Raw genomic sequence first — 16,565 nt, 5'->3', positions numbered from 1 at the left:
TTTCAAGACACAAAATATTAAATGATGTATTATGGGAAGATGGGGGAGAAAAGTATGAATGATTCAAAAATTTCTGTTTTAATTGCTGATGATAATAAAGAGTTTTGCAGCATATTAAATGATTACTTATTAAATCAACGTGATATTATCGTCACTGCAGTGGCTAAGGATGGAAGGGAAGCTTTACAGTTAATAGAGGAAAAACAACCAGATTTAGTTGTTTTAGATATTATTATGCCACACTTAGATGGTTTAGGAGTTTTAGAAAAGTTAAATTCAATGGAAATAGAAAAAATGCCAAGAATAATAGTATTATCGGCTGTAGGTCAAGATAAAATTACACAAAGAGCTATTACATTAGGAGCTGATTACTATGTAGTTAAGCCATTTGATATGGATGTATTTACAAAAAGAATCAGAGAAATGTTTAATGGATCAACTTCAGAATCTATTAGAAAACAACCAACAGTATCAGCTGAAACAGAAGTTAAACATCAATCGAAAGGACCTATAGACTTAGAAACAGAAATAACTAATATAATACATGAAATAGGTGTTCCGGCGCATATTAAAGGCTATATGTATTTAAGGGAAGCAATAACTATGGTAGTTAAAGATATGGAATTACTATCAGCAGTTACAAAAGAATTATATCCATCAATTGCTAAAAAGTATAATACAACAGCTTCAAGAGTAGAAAGAGCAATAAGACATGCGATTGAAGTAGCTTGGGGTAGAGGACAAGTTGATGCAATAAATAGATTATTTGGATATACCATTCATAATGAAAAAGGTAAGCCTACAAATAGTGAATTTATAGCAATCATTGCAGATAAGCTAAGACTTAAGAATAAAGTAAGCTAATTAAAGTTAAAAATCGATAAAATGACTGTTAAGTAATTTGAAAAGTCAATTCAATGTTCTTTATTGCAACATAGTGTAATTGATACCAATAAATAAATATTAAGTTAAGTAAGTAGAACACTTTCTATCAGTTGGGTTATTCCAATTGTTTAGGAGGTGTTTTTTATTGCCTAAATTATTAAAAGAAAAATTATAAATAGTTAATAAAGTATATTTTTTTATAATAATACAACAATAAGAATGTAGACAGAAAGTACAGGAGATAGAAAGGAGAGATAAACATGGATAAATCATTAAATGAGAGTAACAATATTGGAAATTTTACTAAGTTAGCAGTTGAAAAGTTTGAAAGTAATATAGTAAATAAAACAAATTACTTAGAAAGTATAAAAGAAAATAGATTAAGTGATGAATATAACTTTAAGGGGGATAAAGATGAATAATTATTTTCCTAATAAGTTTCCACCTCAAAAGCAAAATGTACAACCTGGAATTGAAGAAGATATGAATCCTAAACCTATTTATAAAAATAATACTTCATTAAATCAAGGTAAACTTAAAGATAAGGTTGCTATAATTACTGGAGGAGATAGTGGTATAGGAAGGGCTGTTGCAATTGCCTATGCGAAAGAGGGGGCAAAAATAGCTGTTATTTATTTAAATGAACATAATGATGCTGAGATAACCAAAAAAGAAGTTGAATTTTTTGGATCAGAGTGTATTTTGATAAATGGAGATATTGGTGATGAACAATTTTGCATATCTGCAATTAATACTGTTAAGAGTAAATTTAATAAAATTAATATTATAGTTAACAATTCAGCAGAGCAACATGTATGTAATGATTTAATCGATATAACTACTGAACAATTTCAAAAAACTTTTAAAACTAATGTTTTTGGTGCTTTTTATATTACAAAGGAAGGACTTAAACATTTATCTTATGGAGATTGTATAATTAACACAACTTCTATAACAGCATATAAAGGAAATGAGAAACTGATAGATTATTCTATGACTAAAGGAGCACTAACATCCTTTACTCGTTCATTAGCATTGAACTTAATTAATAAAGGAATTAGAGTAAATGCAGTAGCACCAGGACCAGTTTGGACTCCGCTTATACCAGCATCTTTTGATGAATTTCAAGTTTCTATGTTTGGGCAAGATAATCCTATGAAAAGAGCAGCTCAACCAGTAGAAATAGCAGATGCTTATGTTTTTTTAGCTAGTGAAGGAGCTAGTTTTATTACTGGAGAAACCATTCATATTAATGGAGGAGAGCTAGTAAATTCATAGGTAATAGCCTATTACCCATAGTATTTTTAAAATACAAGTAGAACTAGAAATAGCATTTTAAATATAAATAATATACTCTTTGAAATCCTATGCGGTAAACATAATATAAAATGAATTATTTTAGTAGTTAGTTATGCCTTTTAATCCTTTATTACTCATATCAAATCACTAAATCATAATTTAAATTTATGTATAAAATAGTTATGAGTTTTTATGAAATGAATATAAATAATAAGATAATATGATGAGAAAAAATCCTATTTATTAGTTAGAAAATTAGTAAATAGGAGTTTTTTATATTGAAAATTTTATCTAAATATTGAACAATAAGAAATTATAATTTAAAATATTATGATGTATAGAATACTATTTAAATCAAAGTATATTTCTTTTAATATAAATATCCTTCAGAGGTGTAAAATGCAAAAAGTAAGTTTGAAAAAAATATTGATAGTAATACAGAGGACTTTAGATTCCATGGATGAGAGAATGGTAGGACATGGAGAAGAAGTAGCTTATATAATGTACAAATTATTGAAAGCTTCTAATGATTATAGTGAAAATGAAATATTAAGACTTATGGAACTTGCAATGTTTCATGATATAGGTGTATATAAGGTTGAAAAAAGAGATAAAATTTTAGATATTGATTCAGAGGAGCCAATTGAGCATTCTGTGTACGGATCATTATTTATTAAACATTTTTCACCATTAGCTGATTTATCTCAAGTTGTTTTAGGACATCATTTGTTTCCAAATGATTTAGATAATGAAAAGAAAAAAATTATTCCTAAAGAGGCCTTATTATTACATTTAGCTGATTATATTTCTATTCGAAAAATGAACGGTGATAAAATGGATAAAGATTCGATAATGAAGACATTTGGAGATAAGGTACTTCCGGAACATAAGAAACTTTTTGAAATAGCTTGTACTGAGTATAATTTATTAGAAAACATTTTAGATAAGAATTATTTAGAAGAACTATATGAAATCTTTGATAAGATCATTCTATCTAGAGAAGAAGTGATAAGTTATACAAGAATGTTAACTTATGCTATTGATTTTAGAAGTGAATCAACAGTTATACATTCAATAGCAGTAGAAGAAATAAGTGCACAAATAGCTAATATGCTTAATATAGATGAAAAGATGACAAGAAAAATTAAAATTGCTTCTATGTTACACGATATAGGTAAGATAGTGGTACCTATAGAGATATTAGAAAAGCCAGGTAAGCTAACTGAGGATGAGTATAAACAGATACAGAATCATGCTATTATAGGATATAAAATATTAAGTGGATTAGGAATAGATGATATAAGAGATATTGCCACGTTACATCATGAAAAATTAGATGGTACAGGATATCCTTTTGGATTAAAGGGAGATGAAATTTCTCTTGAAGTAAGAATAGTTGCAATAGCAGATGTAGTTAGTGCTCTTGTTAATATAAGAAGTTATAAGGGGGAATTCCCGAAAGAAAAAGTAATCTCAATTTTATCTAATATGGCATCTTCTAATAAAATTGATAATAGAATTTGTAATTTAGTTATAAATAATTATGATTATATAATTGATAAAGTAAGGGAAAATACAAAGAAAATGCTAAGTGTATATAATAATTTAATTGAAGAATATGAACTGCTTTTAAAGTACTTTAAGAGAGCGGCTTAATTATATATGGGTTTTAATAAAGATAAAAGTTGAATGTGGTTAATTGAAAAAATAAGATATGTAAATTAATTATTATAAGATGATCTCCTATTGTCAATATTTAGATAAATAGGAGACTTTTTCTATTAGGATAGAATATGAAAATAAAAAAGGAGCTATGCCAGTAGCTCCATTTGCAACAACTATTGCTTTTTAAGTATCAATCCCTCTTGGAGATATTTAACCCGTAAAAAGATAATATCAAAAAAATTAATGCTATTCAATATATAGAAGTGAATTACAATAAATTACTAGATTTATTGCTTTTAAATGGTAATTAAAATACATTTCCAATATACATATTTGTTTCATTAGGTATTGTTAAAATTCCATTAATAGAATAGTTCTTGAAAAGGTCTTTTAAAGCATTTATATATTCTAAATAGTTTACATCATCTGAAGTTAAAGAATAAGATGATGATAACATTCTTTTTATAAATTTATCTTCATCATATTTTAAGTTGTTTGCAAATTTTATAAAATCATATTTATTATTAAAGAATTTACTTATTGTATTAGAAGTAATATCTAATCCTCCACTAAATCCTTTAAAATTTTTGCAATATTTTTTGCATATTTCAGCATTTTTTATAACTATTTCTGATTCTGGAACTCGGTTGTTCCAAACTAATATTACTTTACCATTTTCTTTAAGTATTCTTTGGCATTCTTCTTTAAAAGCTACTGGATTAAACCAATGAAAAGCTTGAGCAACAGTTATATAGTCTATAGAGTTATCTTTAAGGGTAGTATTTGAATCAGTTCCATTTATTGATATAAAATTTAAGCTTAATGATAATAACTTTTCAGCTTCAGTTCTCATATCTTTATTAGGCTCTACTGCAAATACTTTAAAGCCAAAATTCAATAATGACTCTGAAAATTTCCCTGTACCAGAGCCTATATCTGCAATAAAACTATCCTTATTAATTTTTTCTATATTCACTAAATAATCAAAAAGAGCTTTTGGATAACTTGGTCGTGCTTCAGAGTAAACAGAAGCTTTACCTGTGAATTTCTCAGTATTGTCCATTTTATTACATCTCCATTTATACAAAATAATATATTATTAAGAAATATGAATTATGTAAAATCCATATAAGATAATTTTATCATATAGATTATAAAAGAGGAGATATAATATATTAACTTTGATTGTATATATAAGTTGAATAAAGTTTTACATCTATTAGTGTTTATTTAATATTTAAGTCTTTTTTGTTGAATAATGTTGATTATATAGTTAAACATATGAAAGTCTGATGAATTAAAGGCATAATAAAAAGAGCAGAAATCTACTCTTTTTATTTATATTTTTAATCATAACTTTACTGATAATCATAGTTTATAGTACATGTATAAGTACAGTATAGCAAACACCTATAATACCTAATCCACATAAAAATCCAGTAAATAATCTTCTATAATTGTTAGATTTCTTAATTTTTTTATATTGTAGAAACCAATCAATAAACATAATAAGTATAAATACTAAATTGGTTAATAAGTTAACTTGTTTTCCTGAAAAAGCCAATGATACTCCTAAAATATATCCTAACATTAACCCAGTGCACCTTGCGCAGATTGGAAACTGATATTTACTTATAAAGAAACTTCTTTCAGCCTTTTGATGACAAGTGTTTGCAAAGATATTCATGAAAAAAAGCCATATTTTATCTAGTCTTTTATCCATTGAATTTTGTCCCACATTCATTGCATATACAAGTGGTTTTTTTCTTTTCGCCGTCAGCACAGCATAACCCACATAACATTCCTATCTGACCAAGACAAATTGTACCTAATATTCCACTTGTAAGGTCATAGTTTTCATTCTCTTTTTCTATAATAATCTTTATATTGTGGCTATCACATGACGGACAACTAATATTTTCAGTTTCATTTAATTCACTCATATAATACCTCCCAGCAGTTTAACTACTTTTAATTATATCATAAAGCGCTATAATTTCCCATAAAATCCTTTAATTGGAGTAACATAATTATTATGTTAATTATTATGTTTTAAGTTGCTATATGGATGTTTAATTTATGTTAAAAGCCAATGGTTGTTAATACAAAATCATTGTTGTGGTATGTTACGTGAGACGTAAGAGCATGAACTAATAGGTTTCTAACATTAATAATATCTATATCTGATCTGAAGTATTATAACTAACGAAATCATGCCAAATAGTCAGATAAATATTTGGTCGCAACACCATTAAACCTAGTTATCCAATTCTTCAATCTGCTGTGGTTTTTATGTCGCCAATAAAAAGATATGCTAAAGAAATTCATATTTCTTTAGCACATCCTTGTAAAGTATAACCTGCAATTATGCACTTAGCATAGGTAATCCATTTATCAAGAGATTTTTTTCAAAATTTTAATATTGAAATAATATAAAATCTGAAAATGCAGATCATTTATAGAAACCTATACTATGCTATATTGTACTAGATTTTAATAAGTGATATATTTAACTTAAAATATATAAGAATTAGAAGGTGTAAGTATGAATTTAGAGGAAAAGATATTAGAAGAAAAATTAATTCATAAAGGTAATTTTTTAGAGTTTTTTAATGTTGATGTAGAACTTCCTAACAAAGAAAAAGCTAATAGAGATGTTGTAAAGCATCCAGGTGCAGCAGCTGTTTTAGCTTTTTTAGATGATGAAAATATTATATTAGTTGAGCAATATAGATTGCCCGTAAAACAAGTTATGATTGAAATACCAGCAGGTAAATTAGATAAAAATGAAGATCCTAAGATATGTGCAGTAAGAGAACTAGAAGAAGAAACAGGCTACAAAGCAGGGGATATAGAGTACCTAGGAAAGATTTCTACAGCACCAGGATTTTGTGATGAAATAATTTATATTTATAAGGCTAAGAATTTAACTTTAGGTGAGAAGCATGAAGACGAAGATGAGTTTACTAATGTTAAAATAGTGAATATAAATAAAGTGAAGGAAATGATAAAGAAGGGTGAAATTATAGATTGTAAAACTTTAAGTGCTTTTGCTTTCTTATAAATTAATTATTTATAAAGGTTAGTAACATTATTACTTAATATAGAAAATAAAATGAATATTTAAGAATACTATAAATTTAAGGAGCTTATCATTTAGATATAGCTTCTTTTATTTTTTAAGAAAAATAAAATTTACATATATTCAATTATGAATATTAAAGAGATTTTGAACATATTATGTTTTATAGCAAATGTATGGGGAGGAATATTATGAATTTAATGGAAAAGCTAAACTCAAATTTTAAGGAGAATAAATTATTCTATTTACTGGTATTAACATTTTTCTTTGTAGGTATACTACTGGGTGCATACACCATAAAATATATGGATGGAGTAGATGCGAAGGATTTATCAGATTATTTTACAGGATTCTTACAAACAATTAGTACAAAAGAAGTTGCAACTAAAGATTTACTGTTAAATGTGCTTACGAAGAATATATTTTTTATCTTATTAATTATTGCCTTAGGATTTACAACCTTTGGAGCACCAATAATTCTTTTAATAGATTTAATAAAAGGATTTACCTTAGGATATACCTTTAGCTTTCTATTAACTACATTTGAAGGAGAAGGAATATGGGTAGCTCTAGTAACTACAATTCCACAAAATCTATTATATATACCATTTTTTGTGGGTATAAGTATTATTTCATTAGATATGTCACTTTTGAAAATGAAGGAGAAGTTTTTTAATGGATCTAGGATGAATAAAGCAATGCTTAAAAGGAATATAGTTAAATTTGGAATTTTTTTAATTATTTTTGTAATCGGAGTAATTATTGAATCTTATGTAAGTCCAGGATTAATTAGGTTAGTAGTAACAAAAGCTTATAAATTAACCTAATCCAATGAAAAGAAAGAAGGAATAATAAGTTATTTGTCGAATAAATATTATATTAGGATAGGGGAGAAATATGAAAGAAATTGTTAATAATTATAAGGAAGCTTTACTAGAAAGCCATAAAAGTGAAAATACTGTTTATGCTTATGTAACTGACGTAAACCTTTATGTTAAGTATTTGAATAATAAGAATATAAACATTGATGAAACTGATAATGTTTCAGTACTAGGGTATATCCAACACCTATTAAGTGAAGGAAAGTCTGAAAGGTCTATAAATAGAATAGTAATTAGCTTAAGAAGTTTTTATAATTACTTAAAAGACCAAGAGGTAGTAAGAGAAATACCTAAGATTTATTATAAAAATACTATAACTACTAAGAAGTTACCTGAGATATTAACTATAGAAGAGGTAGACAGAATAATTAAAATTGTAGATAAGGACTGTAATAAAGGAATTAGAGATAATGCTTTATTAGAGCTTATGTATGCAACTGGAATGAAAGTTTCTGAAATAATTAATATAAAAGTATATGATGTTAATTTAGAGCTGGATTTCGTAAGATGTCTAGATAATAAAAATCTTGAAAGATTAATTCCAATTGGAAGAAGCGCTGTAGAAGCAATTAAGGAATATTTCTTAATTAGAGATAGAGTTGCATCTGCTGGAGTTGATAATTTGTTTGTAAATTTAAATGGAAATCAACTAACTAGACAAGGTGTATGGAGAATAGTTAAAGAGTATTCACATAGAGCTGGAATCAAAAAAGATGTAAATTTAAATACCTTTAGACATTCTTTTGCAGTTCATCTTTTACAAAATGGAGCAAATGTACGAGCTGTCCAAAAGCTATTAGGGAATCAAGTTTTAACTTATATGGACACATATTATGAAATTATAAACAACGATAAAATAAATATTGTATATAAAAACTCCCATCCTAGAGCATAATAAAATAGAAGTAATTCTAGGCTTTATAATACGAAAGGAGAAGATTAAATGAAAAGAGTTATATTAGTAGTAATGGATAGTCTAGGCGTAGGTGAATTACCTGATGCCAATCTTTATGGTGATGTTGGTAGTCATACACTAGACAATACCTATAAAGCCTGTGGGGGATTAAAGATTGACAATCTTGAAAAATTAGGATTTGGTAATATTGAAGGGGTTAAATATTTAAATAAAGTAAATGATCATATCGGTGCATATGGAAAACTTATGGAAAGATCTAAGGGGAAAGATACAGTAACTGGACACTGGGAAATTGGGGGAGTTATTCTAGATACTCCATTAAACACTTATCCTAATGGTTTTTCTAAAGAAATTATTGACGAATTCCTAAAAAGAGTAAACAAAAAGGGAGTTTTAGGTAACTGTGTTGCCTCAGGTACTGAAATAATTGAAAGACTTGGAGATGAACATGTAAAGACAGGATATCCAATAGTTTATACTTCAGCAGATAGCGTATTCCAAATTGCTGCTCATGAAGATGTAATACCACTTGATGAGTTATACAATATGTGTAGTATTGCAAGAGAAATGCTAGTTGATGAAAATGTTGTTGGAAGAGTTATTGCAAGACCTTTCACTGGTAAAAATGGAGAGTATAAGAGAACTTCAAATAGAAGAGATTATGCTTTAGATCCATTCTCTAAAACTATGTTAGAGTATCTATATGAAAATGGCAAGGAAGTAGCTGCCGTTGGTAAAATTGAAGATATATACAATAAAAAAGGTGTAACTAAGGCTGTTCATACTAAGGATAATATGGATGGTGTTGATGCTACTCTTAAATATATGGATGAAGTAAAGGAAGGATTAATATTTACTAACTTAGTAGATTTTGATATGCTTTATGGCCATAGAAATGATCCTAAGGGTTACGGAAAAGCTATAGAAGATTTTGATAATAGATTGCAAGAAATCTATAGTAAATTAGGCAAAGATGACATTCTTATGTTAACAGCTGACCATGGTTGTGATCCAACTACAGAAAGTACAGATCACTCAAGAGAGTATATTCCTATATTAGTTTATGGAGAAAATATTAAGCCTATAAATATAGGAACTAGAAAGAGCTTTACTGATATAAGTAAAACTATTTTAGAGTATTTTAATATTGATAATACTATTGATGGAGAAAGTTTCTTAAAAAATATACTAGGTTAATAGGAGGTCTATAATCCAATGAGGATGTATGACATTATTCTAAAAAAGAGAAAAGGTATTGAATTAACCAAAGAAGAAATTGAATTCTTTGTAAAGGGCTTTACAAAAGGGGAAATTCCTGACTATCAAGCTTCAGCATTACTTATGGCAATATTTTTTAATAAAATGAATAAGAGAGAAACTGCTGATTTAACTATGGCTATGGTAGATTCAGGTGATAGAATTAATTTATCATCAATTAATGGTATAAAGGTAGATAAGCATTCTACAGGAGGAGTTGGAGATAAGACTAGTATATGTTTGACTCCACTAGTTGCATCATTAGGTGTTCCAGTTGCTAAAATGTCAGGAAGAGGATTAGGCCATACTGGAGGAACTATTGATAAATTAGAAGCTTTTGAAGGCTTTTCTGTAGAGTTGTCTGAAGAAGATTTTATAAATAATGCAAATAATATAGGTATTGCATTAACAGGTCAAACTGGGAACATAGCACCTGCAGATAAAAAGCTTTATGCTTTAAGAGATGTTACAGGTACTGTAGATAATATGTCTCTTATAGCATCAAGTATAATGAGTAAGAAAATTGCTTCGGGAGCAGATGCCATAGTTCTAGATGTAAAAGTTGGAGATGGAGCTTTTATGAAAACTCCTGAAGATGCAAAGTTACTTGCAAAGGAAATGGTTGATATAGGAACATCTGTAGGAAGAAAAACTATAGGTGTGATCTCAGATATGGATCAACCTTTAGGATATGCAATAGGTAATTCTTTAGAAGTAAAGGAAGCTATTGAGTTATTAAAAGGAAATGGTCCAAAGGATTTATTAGAACTTACTTTAACATTAGGAAGCTATATGCTTGTTTGTAGTAATACAGCTAAAACTTTTGAAGAAGGTAAAGAACTTCTAATGAAAAATATAGAAAATGGAAAAGGTCTAGAAAAGCTTAAAGACTTTGTAAAGGCTCAAGGGGGAGATACCTCCTTTATTGATGATACTAATAAATTACCTAAAGCTAAGTTTATAGAAGAAGTTAGAGCTAAGGAAAGTGGATATATAAAGAAAATTCACGCAGAAGCCTTTGGACTTATAGCTATGGAGCTTGGTGCAGGAAGAGAAACTAAGGAAAGTAATATAGACCTTGCTGTAGGAATAGTATTAAATAAAAAGAGGGATGAAAAGGTTCAGGAGGGGGATGTACTAGCTTATATTCATAGTAATGATAGAAACAACATTGAAAGAGCTAGAGAAAAAATCCTAAAGAATATAGAAATTGTTAAAGAACCTATAGAAAAGCTTCCTCTAATATATGATGTAGTACAATAATTTAAATATGATAAGAAGAATTTATTTCTTTTTATCATATTTTTATTTTTTATGGAAATAATAAGCTTGAAAGGAGGAGCGGTTATGAATAAAAAATTAATGCTCAGATCAATTGCACTTACTTTAAGTTTATTATTTATGATATCTATACCTACGAAAGCTAATACTTTAGTTGAAAATGAAGAAGTAGAAACATATGAGGAGTATGAAGAATTAGAAACATATGAAGAATATGAGGAGTGGTCACAGGAAACCTTTAGTGAAGAGGGGATAGTTGTAGATGCTAAATCTGCATTGTTAATTGAACCTATAAGTGGTAAGGTTTTATATGAAAAAAATCCTGATGAAAAGTTTGCTCCAGCTTCAGTAACCAAAATAATGACTATGCTTCTTGTAATGGAGGCAATAGATAGTAATAAAATTTCTCTTCAAGATAAGGTAACATGTAGTGAAAATGCAAAGAAAATGGGCGGAAGTACTATGCTTCTAGATACAGGAGAAATTAGAACTGTAGAAGAACTTTTAAAGGGGTTAGCAATAGCTTCAGGAAATGATGCTGCTGTAGCACTAGCAGAGTACTTAGCAGGAACAGAAGAGGCTTTTGTTGAACTTATGAATAAAAGAGCTCAAGAATTAGGTATGACTAATACTACTTTTAAGAATAGTAATGGATTACCTAAAGATGGTCATTTATCAACAGCGAGAGATATAGCAACTATGTCCCTTGAATTGTTAAAGCATCCAACTATATTGAAATACTCAGGAATTTATATGGAAACTATATCTGAAGGAAGAAAATCACCAATAGAATTAGTTAACCATAATAAATTAGTTAGATTCTTTGAAGGCTGCGATGGTTTAAAAACTGGCTTTACTCAAGAAGCTAAATACTGTATTTCTGCAACAGCAACTAGAAATGGTGTAAGAATGCTTTCAGTAATTATGGGTGCTCCTACATATAAGGTTAGAAATAGAGATGCTGGTATGCTTTTAAACTTTGGTTTCTCTAAATATGAAGGTAAGAAAGTTTTAACTAAAGATGAAGATGTAGAAAATGTATACTTAAGTAAGAATACAGATAAATTCTTAGTAGCTAAAGCTAAAGATGACTTAGTAGCTGTAGTGCCTAAGGGAGAAAATAAAGAAATAGAAAAGAAGATTGTTATTGATGAATTAAAGAAGGAATATAAGGCAGGAGATATCGTAGGTAAATGTGAAGTTTACTCTGGAGAAGATAAAATAGGAGAAGTTCTATTATATTCAGATAGAGATATTAAACTAGGTGGTATATTCGAAAACTTTAAGTTCAATATGAAGAATATGTTTAGAAAAGGCGTATAGTATAAAGAGCTGCTTAAAGGCAGCTTTTTATACTTATAATTATAAATTAAGAATGAATAATTAAGAATTAAGGAGAAAACTAGGCTTAGCCTAGTTTTTTATATTTATATGAAATACATTTAATGATATTTATAGTTGTATGGATTTAAATATTATTTTGATTATATAAACTTAAATATGATTGTATTGTATAATATTGGAATTTGACTTTGCATTATGTATAATAATACTATAGATAAATTCATATGAAATTAATAAGTCTATAGACGAAGCTGTGTTATAAGAATGATTTTTATATAGTGGGGTGATAATAGTGAAAGAAATAAGAGTTTTTTCTAATGCAAATGAATTTTCATTAGCAACAGAAGTTAATAATTTTTTGCGGAGCACAGAACATAATATTGTAGATATTCAATATGGTGTTAGTAGAGGAATATACTCTGTAATGATTGTTATTGAATTTAAATAATTATATTATGAGGGATTAGATGATAAGTTCAATTAAGAAAAGTAAAAGAATAAATATTGTATGTATTATTGTAGTGTTTTGCTTACTTTCATATGTAAAACTCTATACTGCACAAATAAGCTTTACAAATGATCCTACTATTTCTATAGTTAAAACTAAAAATATTCAATGGATAAGTAATACACATAAAATTGACAAAGAAGATGTATTATATAATTGGTATGATGACTATTGATATAAGATTTTATATGCAGATGAAATAGGACATAAATGGCAAAGAATTCATTTGCTATAGCCTTATGGTGGATTATAATATTTGCATCTATTTTATTAAGTATAAGTTTAGTATATAAAAAAATTAGAATGAATAAAAATTAATTTTGAATTATTGAACCTTACTATTTCATTATTCAACTTTACTTTTTTGTTAGATAGTATCTAACAAAAAGTGCGTACTTGCGAGTAAATATATTTTAATTTATCATAGAGTAAGAAATAATCGAGGAGGAGATATAATGAAAAAAGAAATAGAAGTATTTGATTATGCAAATGTTATAATCAAGACTCTAAAGAATGGAGTTTTATTAACTACGAAAGCAGATGATAAAGTTAATTCTATGACTATATCTTGGGGGACATTAGGAATAGAGTGGGGAAAGCCTATTTTTACAGTCTTTGTGCGAGAAAATAGATTTACAAAACATCAGTTAGAAAAGAATCCAGAGTTTACTATTAATATACCAGTAGGGGACTTTAACAAGAAGATACTGGGGATTTGTGGGACAAAGTCTGGTCATTTAGTTGATAAAATAAAAGAATTAAATTTAACTCTTGAATCACCTAATAAAATTTCAGTACCAGCTATTAAGGAGCTTCCACTTACCCTTGAATGTAAAGTTATATATAAACAAATGCAAGATAAGGATGAAATTTTAGAAGAAAATAAAACTAACTATTATCCTCAAGATGTAGATGGATCATTCCATGGTGCAAATAGAGATTATCATATAGCTTATTATGGTGAAATTGTAAGTGCATATATAGTTGAATAATATAATATTGAATATAGAAAAGTGCTACTATATATTTAATTAGGCACTTTTTTCTTACTTATTTTTACCTTATATTAAAATTAAGAATAATTAGTTCTATAAATATTATACTGTTATTTAAAATAGAATTAATCCTTATATTAGAGAGACAATTACATTATTAGTACAAAATATAGAATAATTATACTCTTAAATGTTAAATTCATTATAAATGAGATGTTTATTGTGATATACTATTGATTGAAAATTATTATCACTACATAAATGAAAAGGATGAATTTAATGGAAAATATAAATAAGTTACAAAGTTTTATAATACTTGGTATGGTGAGCTTAGGAATATTAATAGGTCAAATAGATGTTATTAGTATATATTCTGAATACTTAATAATGCCAGCACTTATGATAATGTTATTTTTAGTATTTATACAAATACCTATAAAAGAAATAGGTAAGTCTTTTAAGAATTTAAAGTTTACTATAACTTCAATTACTATTAATTTTATATGGACTCCAATAGTAATATTTATATTAGGAAGACTGTTTTTAAAGAATGAACCTGAGTTATTAATTGGGTTTGTAATGCTAATGGTAACACCGTGTACTGATTGGTATTTAATTTTTACTGGAATAGCTAAGGGGAATGTTGCATTAAGTTCCTCTATATTACCACTTAATTTAATACTTCAATTAATATTATTACCAGTATATATATTTATATTTGGCGGGACAAGTATTGAAATAGATGCTATTAGCTTAGGTAAAGGAGTTATTTATAGTTTAATAATACCACTATTATCTGCGATAATATGTAGATTTATTATTATGAGAAAGGTAAAAAGTAATGAACTTAGTGATAAACTAATGAGTAAGACTTGTGATTATCAAGGGTATTTTTTAAATATAGCAATAATAGCTATGTTTGCCTCACAGGGGAAGGTACTTTTAAGCAATTTAAATACATTACTTATACTATTAATTCCTATATTACTATTTTTCTTTATTAATTTTGTAGTGGGTAGGTTTATAGGAAGGAAGTTAAATTTAAGTTATGAAGATAGTGTATCTTTAAATTTAACTACATTAGCTAGAAACTCTCCTATTGCATTAGCTATAGCTGTTGCTACTTTTCCAGATAAACCTCTAATTGCTTTAGCACTAATAATTGGACCATTAATAGAGTTACCTGTGCTGTTTATAATATCAAAAGTCTTATTGAAAATAAGGTATAGACAGATAACACAATAAATATGTATAATACAATAAATGGAAAATAGAAAGGCTATTTTGGAGGTTAATTTGAAGTTATTCTTTGTATGGGCCTTGGTAGAATAATTTTCATCTTTATAAATTCAAGAAGAGTTAAATAATAGATAGAATTATTTTAATATGAACTACCTAGGAGGAATTTTATATGATTAAAGTAGACAAGTTAAATAATATAAATGAAGATGATATAAGAAATATATTGAAAGTATGGGAGTCATCAGTTAGAGCAACCCACGACTTTTTAAGTGAAGAAGATATATTATCACTTATACCCAATGTTGTAGAAGGTGCTAATTATGTTAATGACCTTTTATGTGTAAGAGATGATAAAGGAATTATTAAAGCTTTTATGGGAGTACATAATAATAAAATTGAGATGTTATTTGTAAGTGATGATTGCAGGGGGATGGGTATCGGTAAAAAGCTAATAGAATATGGGATAAAGATTTTAAATGTAAATTATGTAGATGTAAATGAGCAAAATATTCAAGCAGTAGGATTTTACAAACATATGGGGTTCCAGGTTTTTAAAAGATCAGAGCTTGATGAGCAAGGGAATGCTTTCCCAATACTTAATATGAAGTTGAAATAAGGAGTAATTAAAAATGAAAAAGAAAGTAGCATTTATATGTGTTCACAATTCTTGCAGATCACAAATAGCAGAGGCATTAGGGAAATTATATGGAAGTGAAGTTTTTGAAAGTTATTCAGCAGGAACAGAAACTAAGCCAGAAATAAATCAGGATGCAGTTAGAATCGTTAAGGATATATACAAGATTGATATGAATAAAACTCAAAAATCTAAATTATTGACAGATGTACCAGAGGTAGATATTGCTATAAAAATGGGATGTAATGTTATATGTCCTACAGTATTTGCAGAACATATAGAGGATTGGGGATTAGAAGATCCCACCGGGAAAAGTGATGAGGAGTTTATTAAGGTAATTAATACTATAGAAGAAAAAATTAAAGATTTAGTATATAGAATTAATAATAGAGAATTTTAAAAATAAAATGGCTGTCTTTAGGACAGTCATTTTATTTAAAAAGGTTGTCCTTTAATCTCAATCTTGTTATTATATATTGGGAAGAAAGTTTATCCGATCGCTACCATTGCTAACACTCCCACCTTCTATAAGTGAGAGTTAAGCACTGCTACGCGCCTGGATTAGTTCTTCTAACC

19 protein-coding genes are annotated in these 16,565 nt (G+C 27.6%); 16 read left to right on the top strand and 3 right to left on the bottom strand.

What is annotated here, in order from left to right:
* Positions 1-54 precede the first annotated feature (54 nt).
* The 4 genes from spo0A (at position 55) to E5347_RS05820 (ending at position 3,840) form a co-directional block, all read left to right on the top strand.
* A complete protein-coding gene (spo0A, locus tag E5347_RS05830) occupies positions 55-864 on the top strand; it encodes a sporulation transcription factor Spo0A (RefSeq protein WP_136005441.1) in 810 nt (269 codons plus the stop codon).
* Between the two features lie 281 nt (positions 865-1,145).
* Positions 1,146-1,307, top strand: a complete 162-nt coding sequence (locus E5347_RS16835; protein ID WP_168354915.1) for a hypothetical protein — start codon at positions 1,146-1,148, stop codon at positions 1,305-1,307.
* Positions 1,300-2,163, top strand: a complete 864-nt coding sequence (locus E5347_RS05825; RefSeq protein ID WP_136005440.1) for an SDR family oxidoreductase — start codon at positions 1,300-1,302, stop codon at positions 2,161-2,163. Before E5347_RS16835 ends, E5347_RS05825 begins: the two co-directional genes overlap by 8 nt.
* Before the next feature lie 420 nt (positions 2,164-2,583).
* Entirely contained in the window at positions 2,584-3,840 is a 1,257-nt protein-coding gene (locus E5347_RS05820) for an HD domain-containing phosphohydrolase (protein WP_136005438.1), read from the top strand.
* A 316-nt stretch (positions 3,841-4,156) separates the two neighbouring features.
* Here E5347_RS05820 and E5347_RS05815 read toward each other — a convergent pair whose 3' ends face one another.
* From E5347_RS05815 to E5347_RS05805, 3 genes are all read right to left on the bottom strand, one after another.
* Entirely contained in the window at positions 4,157-4,912 is a 756-nt protein-coding gene (locus E5347_RS05815) for a class I SAM-dependent methyltransferase (protein ID WP_136005437.1), read from the bottom strand.
* A 312-nt stretch (positions 4,913-5,224) separates the two neighbouring features.
* Positions 5,225-5,572, bottom strand: a complete 348-nt coding sequence (locus E5347_RS05810) for a DUF2085 domain-containing protein (protein ID WP_207670450.1) — start codon at positions 5,570-5,572, stop codon at positions 5,225-5,227.
* Complete coding sequence (locus tag E5347_RS05805) at positions 5,565-5,792, bottom strand: hypothetical protein (protein ID WP_136005435.1); 228 nt, start codon at positions 5,790-5,792, stop codon at positions 5,565-5,567. Before E5347_RS05805 ends, E5347_RS05810 begins: the two co-directional genes overlap by 8 nt.
* Positions 5,793-6,394: 602 nt before the next feature.
* Between E5347_RS05805 and E5347_RS05800 the strand changes: the two genes are divergently transcribed.
* The 12 genes from E5347_RS05800 to E5347_RS05745 all read left to right on the top strand — a co-directional run bounded on the left by E5347_RS05800 (position 6,395) and on the right by E5347_RS05745 (position 16,389).
* Entirely contained in the window at positions 6,395-6,913 is a 519-nt protein-coding gene (locus E5347_RS05800; RefSeq protein WP_136005434.1) for an NUDIX hydrolase, read from the top strand.
* 209 nt (positions 6,914-7,122) lie between these two features.
* Positions 7,123-7,758 carry a stage II sporulation protein M gene (gene spoIIM, locus E5347_RS05795; protein WP_136005432.1) on the top strand — a complete coding sequence of 212 codons (636 nt, stop codon included), beginning with the start codon at positions 7,123-7,125 and terminating at the stop codon, positions 7,756-7,758.
* Positions 7,759-7,828: 70 nt separating this feature from the next.
* Entirely contained in the window at positions 7,829-8,707 is an 879-nt protein-coding gene (locus tag E5347_RS05790) for a tyrosine-type recombinase/integrase (protein WP_136005430.1), read from the top strand.
* Between the two features lie 48 nt (positions 8,708-8,755).
* The gene (locus tag E5347_RS05785; RefSeq protein WP_136005428.1) at positions 8,756-9,925 is read left to right on the top strand and encodes a phosphopentomutase; all 1,170 of its coding nucleotides are present in this window, start codon (positions 8,756-8,758) and stop codon (positions 9,923-9,925) included.
* Positions 9,926-9,943: 18 nt separating this feature from the next.
* Entirely contained in the window at positions 9,944-11,248 is a 1,305-nt protein-coding gene (locus E5347_RS05780; RefSeq protein WP_136005426.1) for a pyrimidine-nucleoside phosphorylase, read from the top strand.
* Between the two features lie 84 nt (positions 11,249-11,332).
* Complete coding sequence (locus E5347_RS05775; protein ID WP_425350429.1) at positions 11,333-12,589, top strand: D-alanyl-D-alanine carboxypeptidase family protein; 1,257 nt, start codon at positions 11,333-11,335, stop codon at positions 12,587-12,589.
* Positions 12,590-12,902: 313 nt separating this feature from the next.
* Positions 12,903-13,058 (top strand): sporulation protein Cse60, encoded by a 156-nt coding sequence (locus tag E5347_RS05770; RefSeq protein ID WP_168354914.1) that lies wholly within the window; start codon positions 12,903-12,905, stop codon positions 13,056-13,058.
* A gap of 19 nt (positions 13,059-13,077) precedes the next feature.
* Positions 13,078-13,293: a hypothetical protein gene (locus E5347_RS05765; RefSeq protein ID WP_136005423.1), complete on the top strand. Its 216-nt coding sequence runs from the start codon at positions 13,078-13,080 to the stop codon at positions 13,291-13,293.
* A gap of 280 nt (positions 13,294-13,573) precedes the next feature.
* On the top strand, positions 13,574-14,110 hold the full coding sequence (locus tag E5347_RS05760; RefSeq protein ID WP_136005422.1) for a flavin reductase family protein: 537 nt from the start codon (positions 13,574-13,576) through the stop codon (positions 14,108-14,110).
* Positions 14,111-14,392: 282 nt separating this feature from the next.
* Positions 14,393-15,358 carry an arsenic resistance protein gene (locus E5347_RS05755; protein ID WP_136005420.1) on the top strand — a complete coding sequence of 322 codons (966 nt, stop codon included), beginning with the start codon at positions 14,393-14,395 and terminating at the stop codon, positions 15,356-15,358.
* A gap of 166 nt (positions 15,359-15,524) precedes the next feature.
* Complete coding sequence (locus tag E5347_RS05750; RefSeq protein WP_136005418.1) at positions 15,525-15,971, top strand: GNAT family N-acetyltransferase; 447 nt, start codon at positions 15,525-15,527, stop codon at positions 15,969-15,971.
* Between the two features lie 13 nt (positions 15,972-15,984).
* Positions 15,985-16,389, top strand: coding sequence for an arsenate reductase ArsC (locus E5347_RS05745; protein WP_136005416.1), 405 nt, complete (start codon positions 15,985-15,987; stop codon positions 16,387-16,389).
* The last annotated feature ends 176 nt before the right edge of the window (positions 16,390-16,565 follow it).

This window comes from Clostridium sartagoforme (assembly GCF_004794105.1).
Classification (GTDB): Bacteria; Bacillota; Clostridia; order Clostridiales; family Clostridiaceae; genus Clostridium; species Clostridium sartagoforme_B.
Note: the sequence above shows the minus strand (reverse complement) of the source record. Positions and strands in the feature narration are given on the sequence as shown.

Coding starts and splice junctions, on each gene's coding strand:
- E5347_RS05800 (WP_136005434.1), top strand. CDS start 6,395: ATGAATTTAGAGGAAAAGATATTAGAAGAAAAATTAATTCATAAAGGT.
- E5347_RS05805 (WP_136005435.1), bottom strand. CDS start 5,792: ATGAGTGAATTAAATGAAACTGAAAATATTAGTTGTCCGTCATGTGAT.
- E5347_RS05790 (WP_136005430.1), top strand. CDS start 7,829: ATGAAAGAAATTGTTAATAATTATAAGGAAGCTTTACTAGAAAGCCAT.
- spoIIM (WP_136005432.1), top strand. CDS start 7,123: ATGAATTTAATGGAAAAGCTAAACTCAAATTTTAAGGAGAATAAATTA.
- E5347_RS05750 (WP_136005418.1), top strand. CDS start 15,525: ATGATTAAAGTAGACAAGTTAAATAATATAAATGAAGATGATATAAGA.
- E5347_RS05765 (WP_136005423.1), top strand. CDS start 13,078: ATGATAAGTTCAATTAAGAAAAGTAAAAGAATAAATATTGTATGTATT.
- E5347_RS05775 (WP_425350429.1), top strand. CDS start 11,333: ATGAATAAAAAATTAATGCTCAGATCAATTGCACTTACTTTAAGTTTA.
- E5347_RS05760 (WP_136005422.1), top strand. CDS start 13,574: ATGAAAAAAGAAATAGAAGTATTTGATTATGCAAATGTTATAATCAAG.
- spo0A (WP_136005441.1), top strand. CDS start 55: ATGAATGATTCAAAAATTTCTGTTTTAATTGCTGATGATAATAAAGAG.
- E5347_RS05820 (WP_136005438.1), top strand. CDS start 2,584: ATGCAAAAAGTAAGTTTGAAAAAAATATTGATAGTAATACAGAGGACT.
- E5347_RS05755 (WP_136005420.1), top strand. CDS start 14,393: ATGGAAAATATAAATAAGTTACAAAGTTTTATAATACTTGGTATGGTG.
- E5347_RS05825 (WP_136005440.1), top strand. CDS start 1,300: ATGAATAATTATTTTCCTAATAAGTTTCCACCTCAAAAGCAAAATGTA.
- E5347_RS05810 (WP_207670450.1), bottom strand. CDS start 5,572: ATGGATAAAAGACTAGATAAAATATGGCTTTTTTTCATGAATATCTTT.
- E5347_RS05780 (WP_136005426.1), top strand. CDS start 9,944: ATGAGGATGTATGACATTATTCTAAAAAAGAGAAAAGGTATTGAATTA.
- E5347_RS16835 (WP_168354915.1), top strand. CDS start 1,146: ATGGATAAATCATTAAATGAGAGTAACAATATTGGAAATTTTACTAAG.
- E5347_RS05785 (WP_136005428.1), top strand. CDS start 8,756: ATGAAAAGAGTTATATTAGTAGTAATGGATAGTCTAGGCGTAGGTGAA.
- E5347_RS05815 (WP_136005437.1), bottom strand. CDS start 4,912: ATGGACAATACTGAGAAATTCACAGGTAAAGCTTCTGTTTACTCTGAA.
- E5347_RS05745 (WP_136005416.1), top strand. CDS start 15,985: ATGAAAAAGAAAGTAGCATTTATATGTGTTCACAATTCTTGCAGATCA.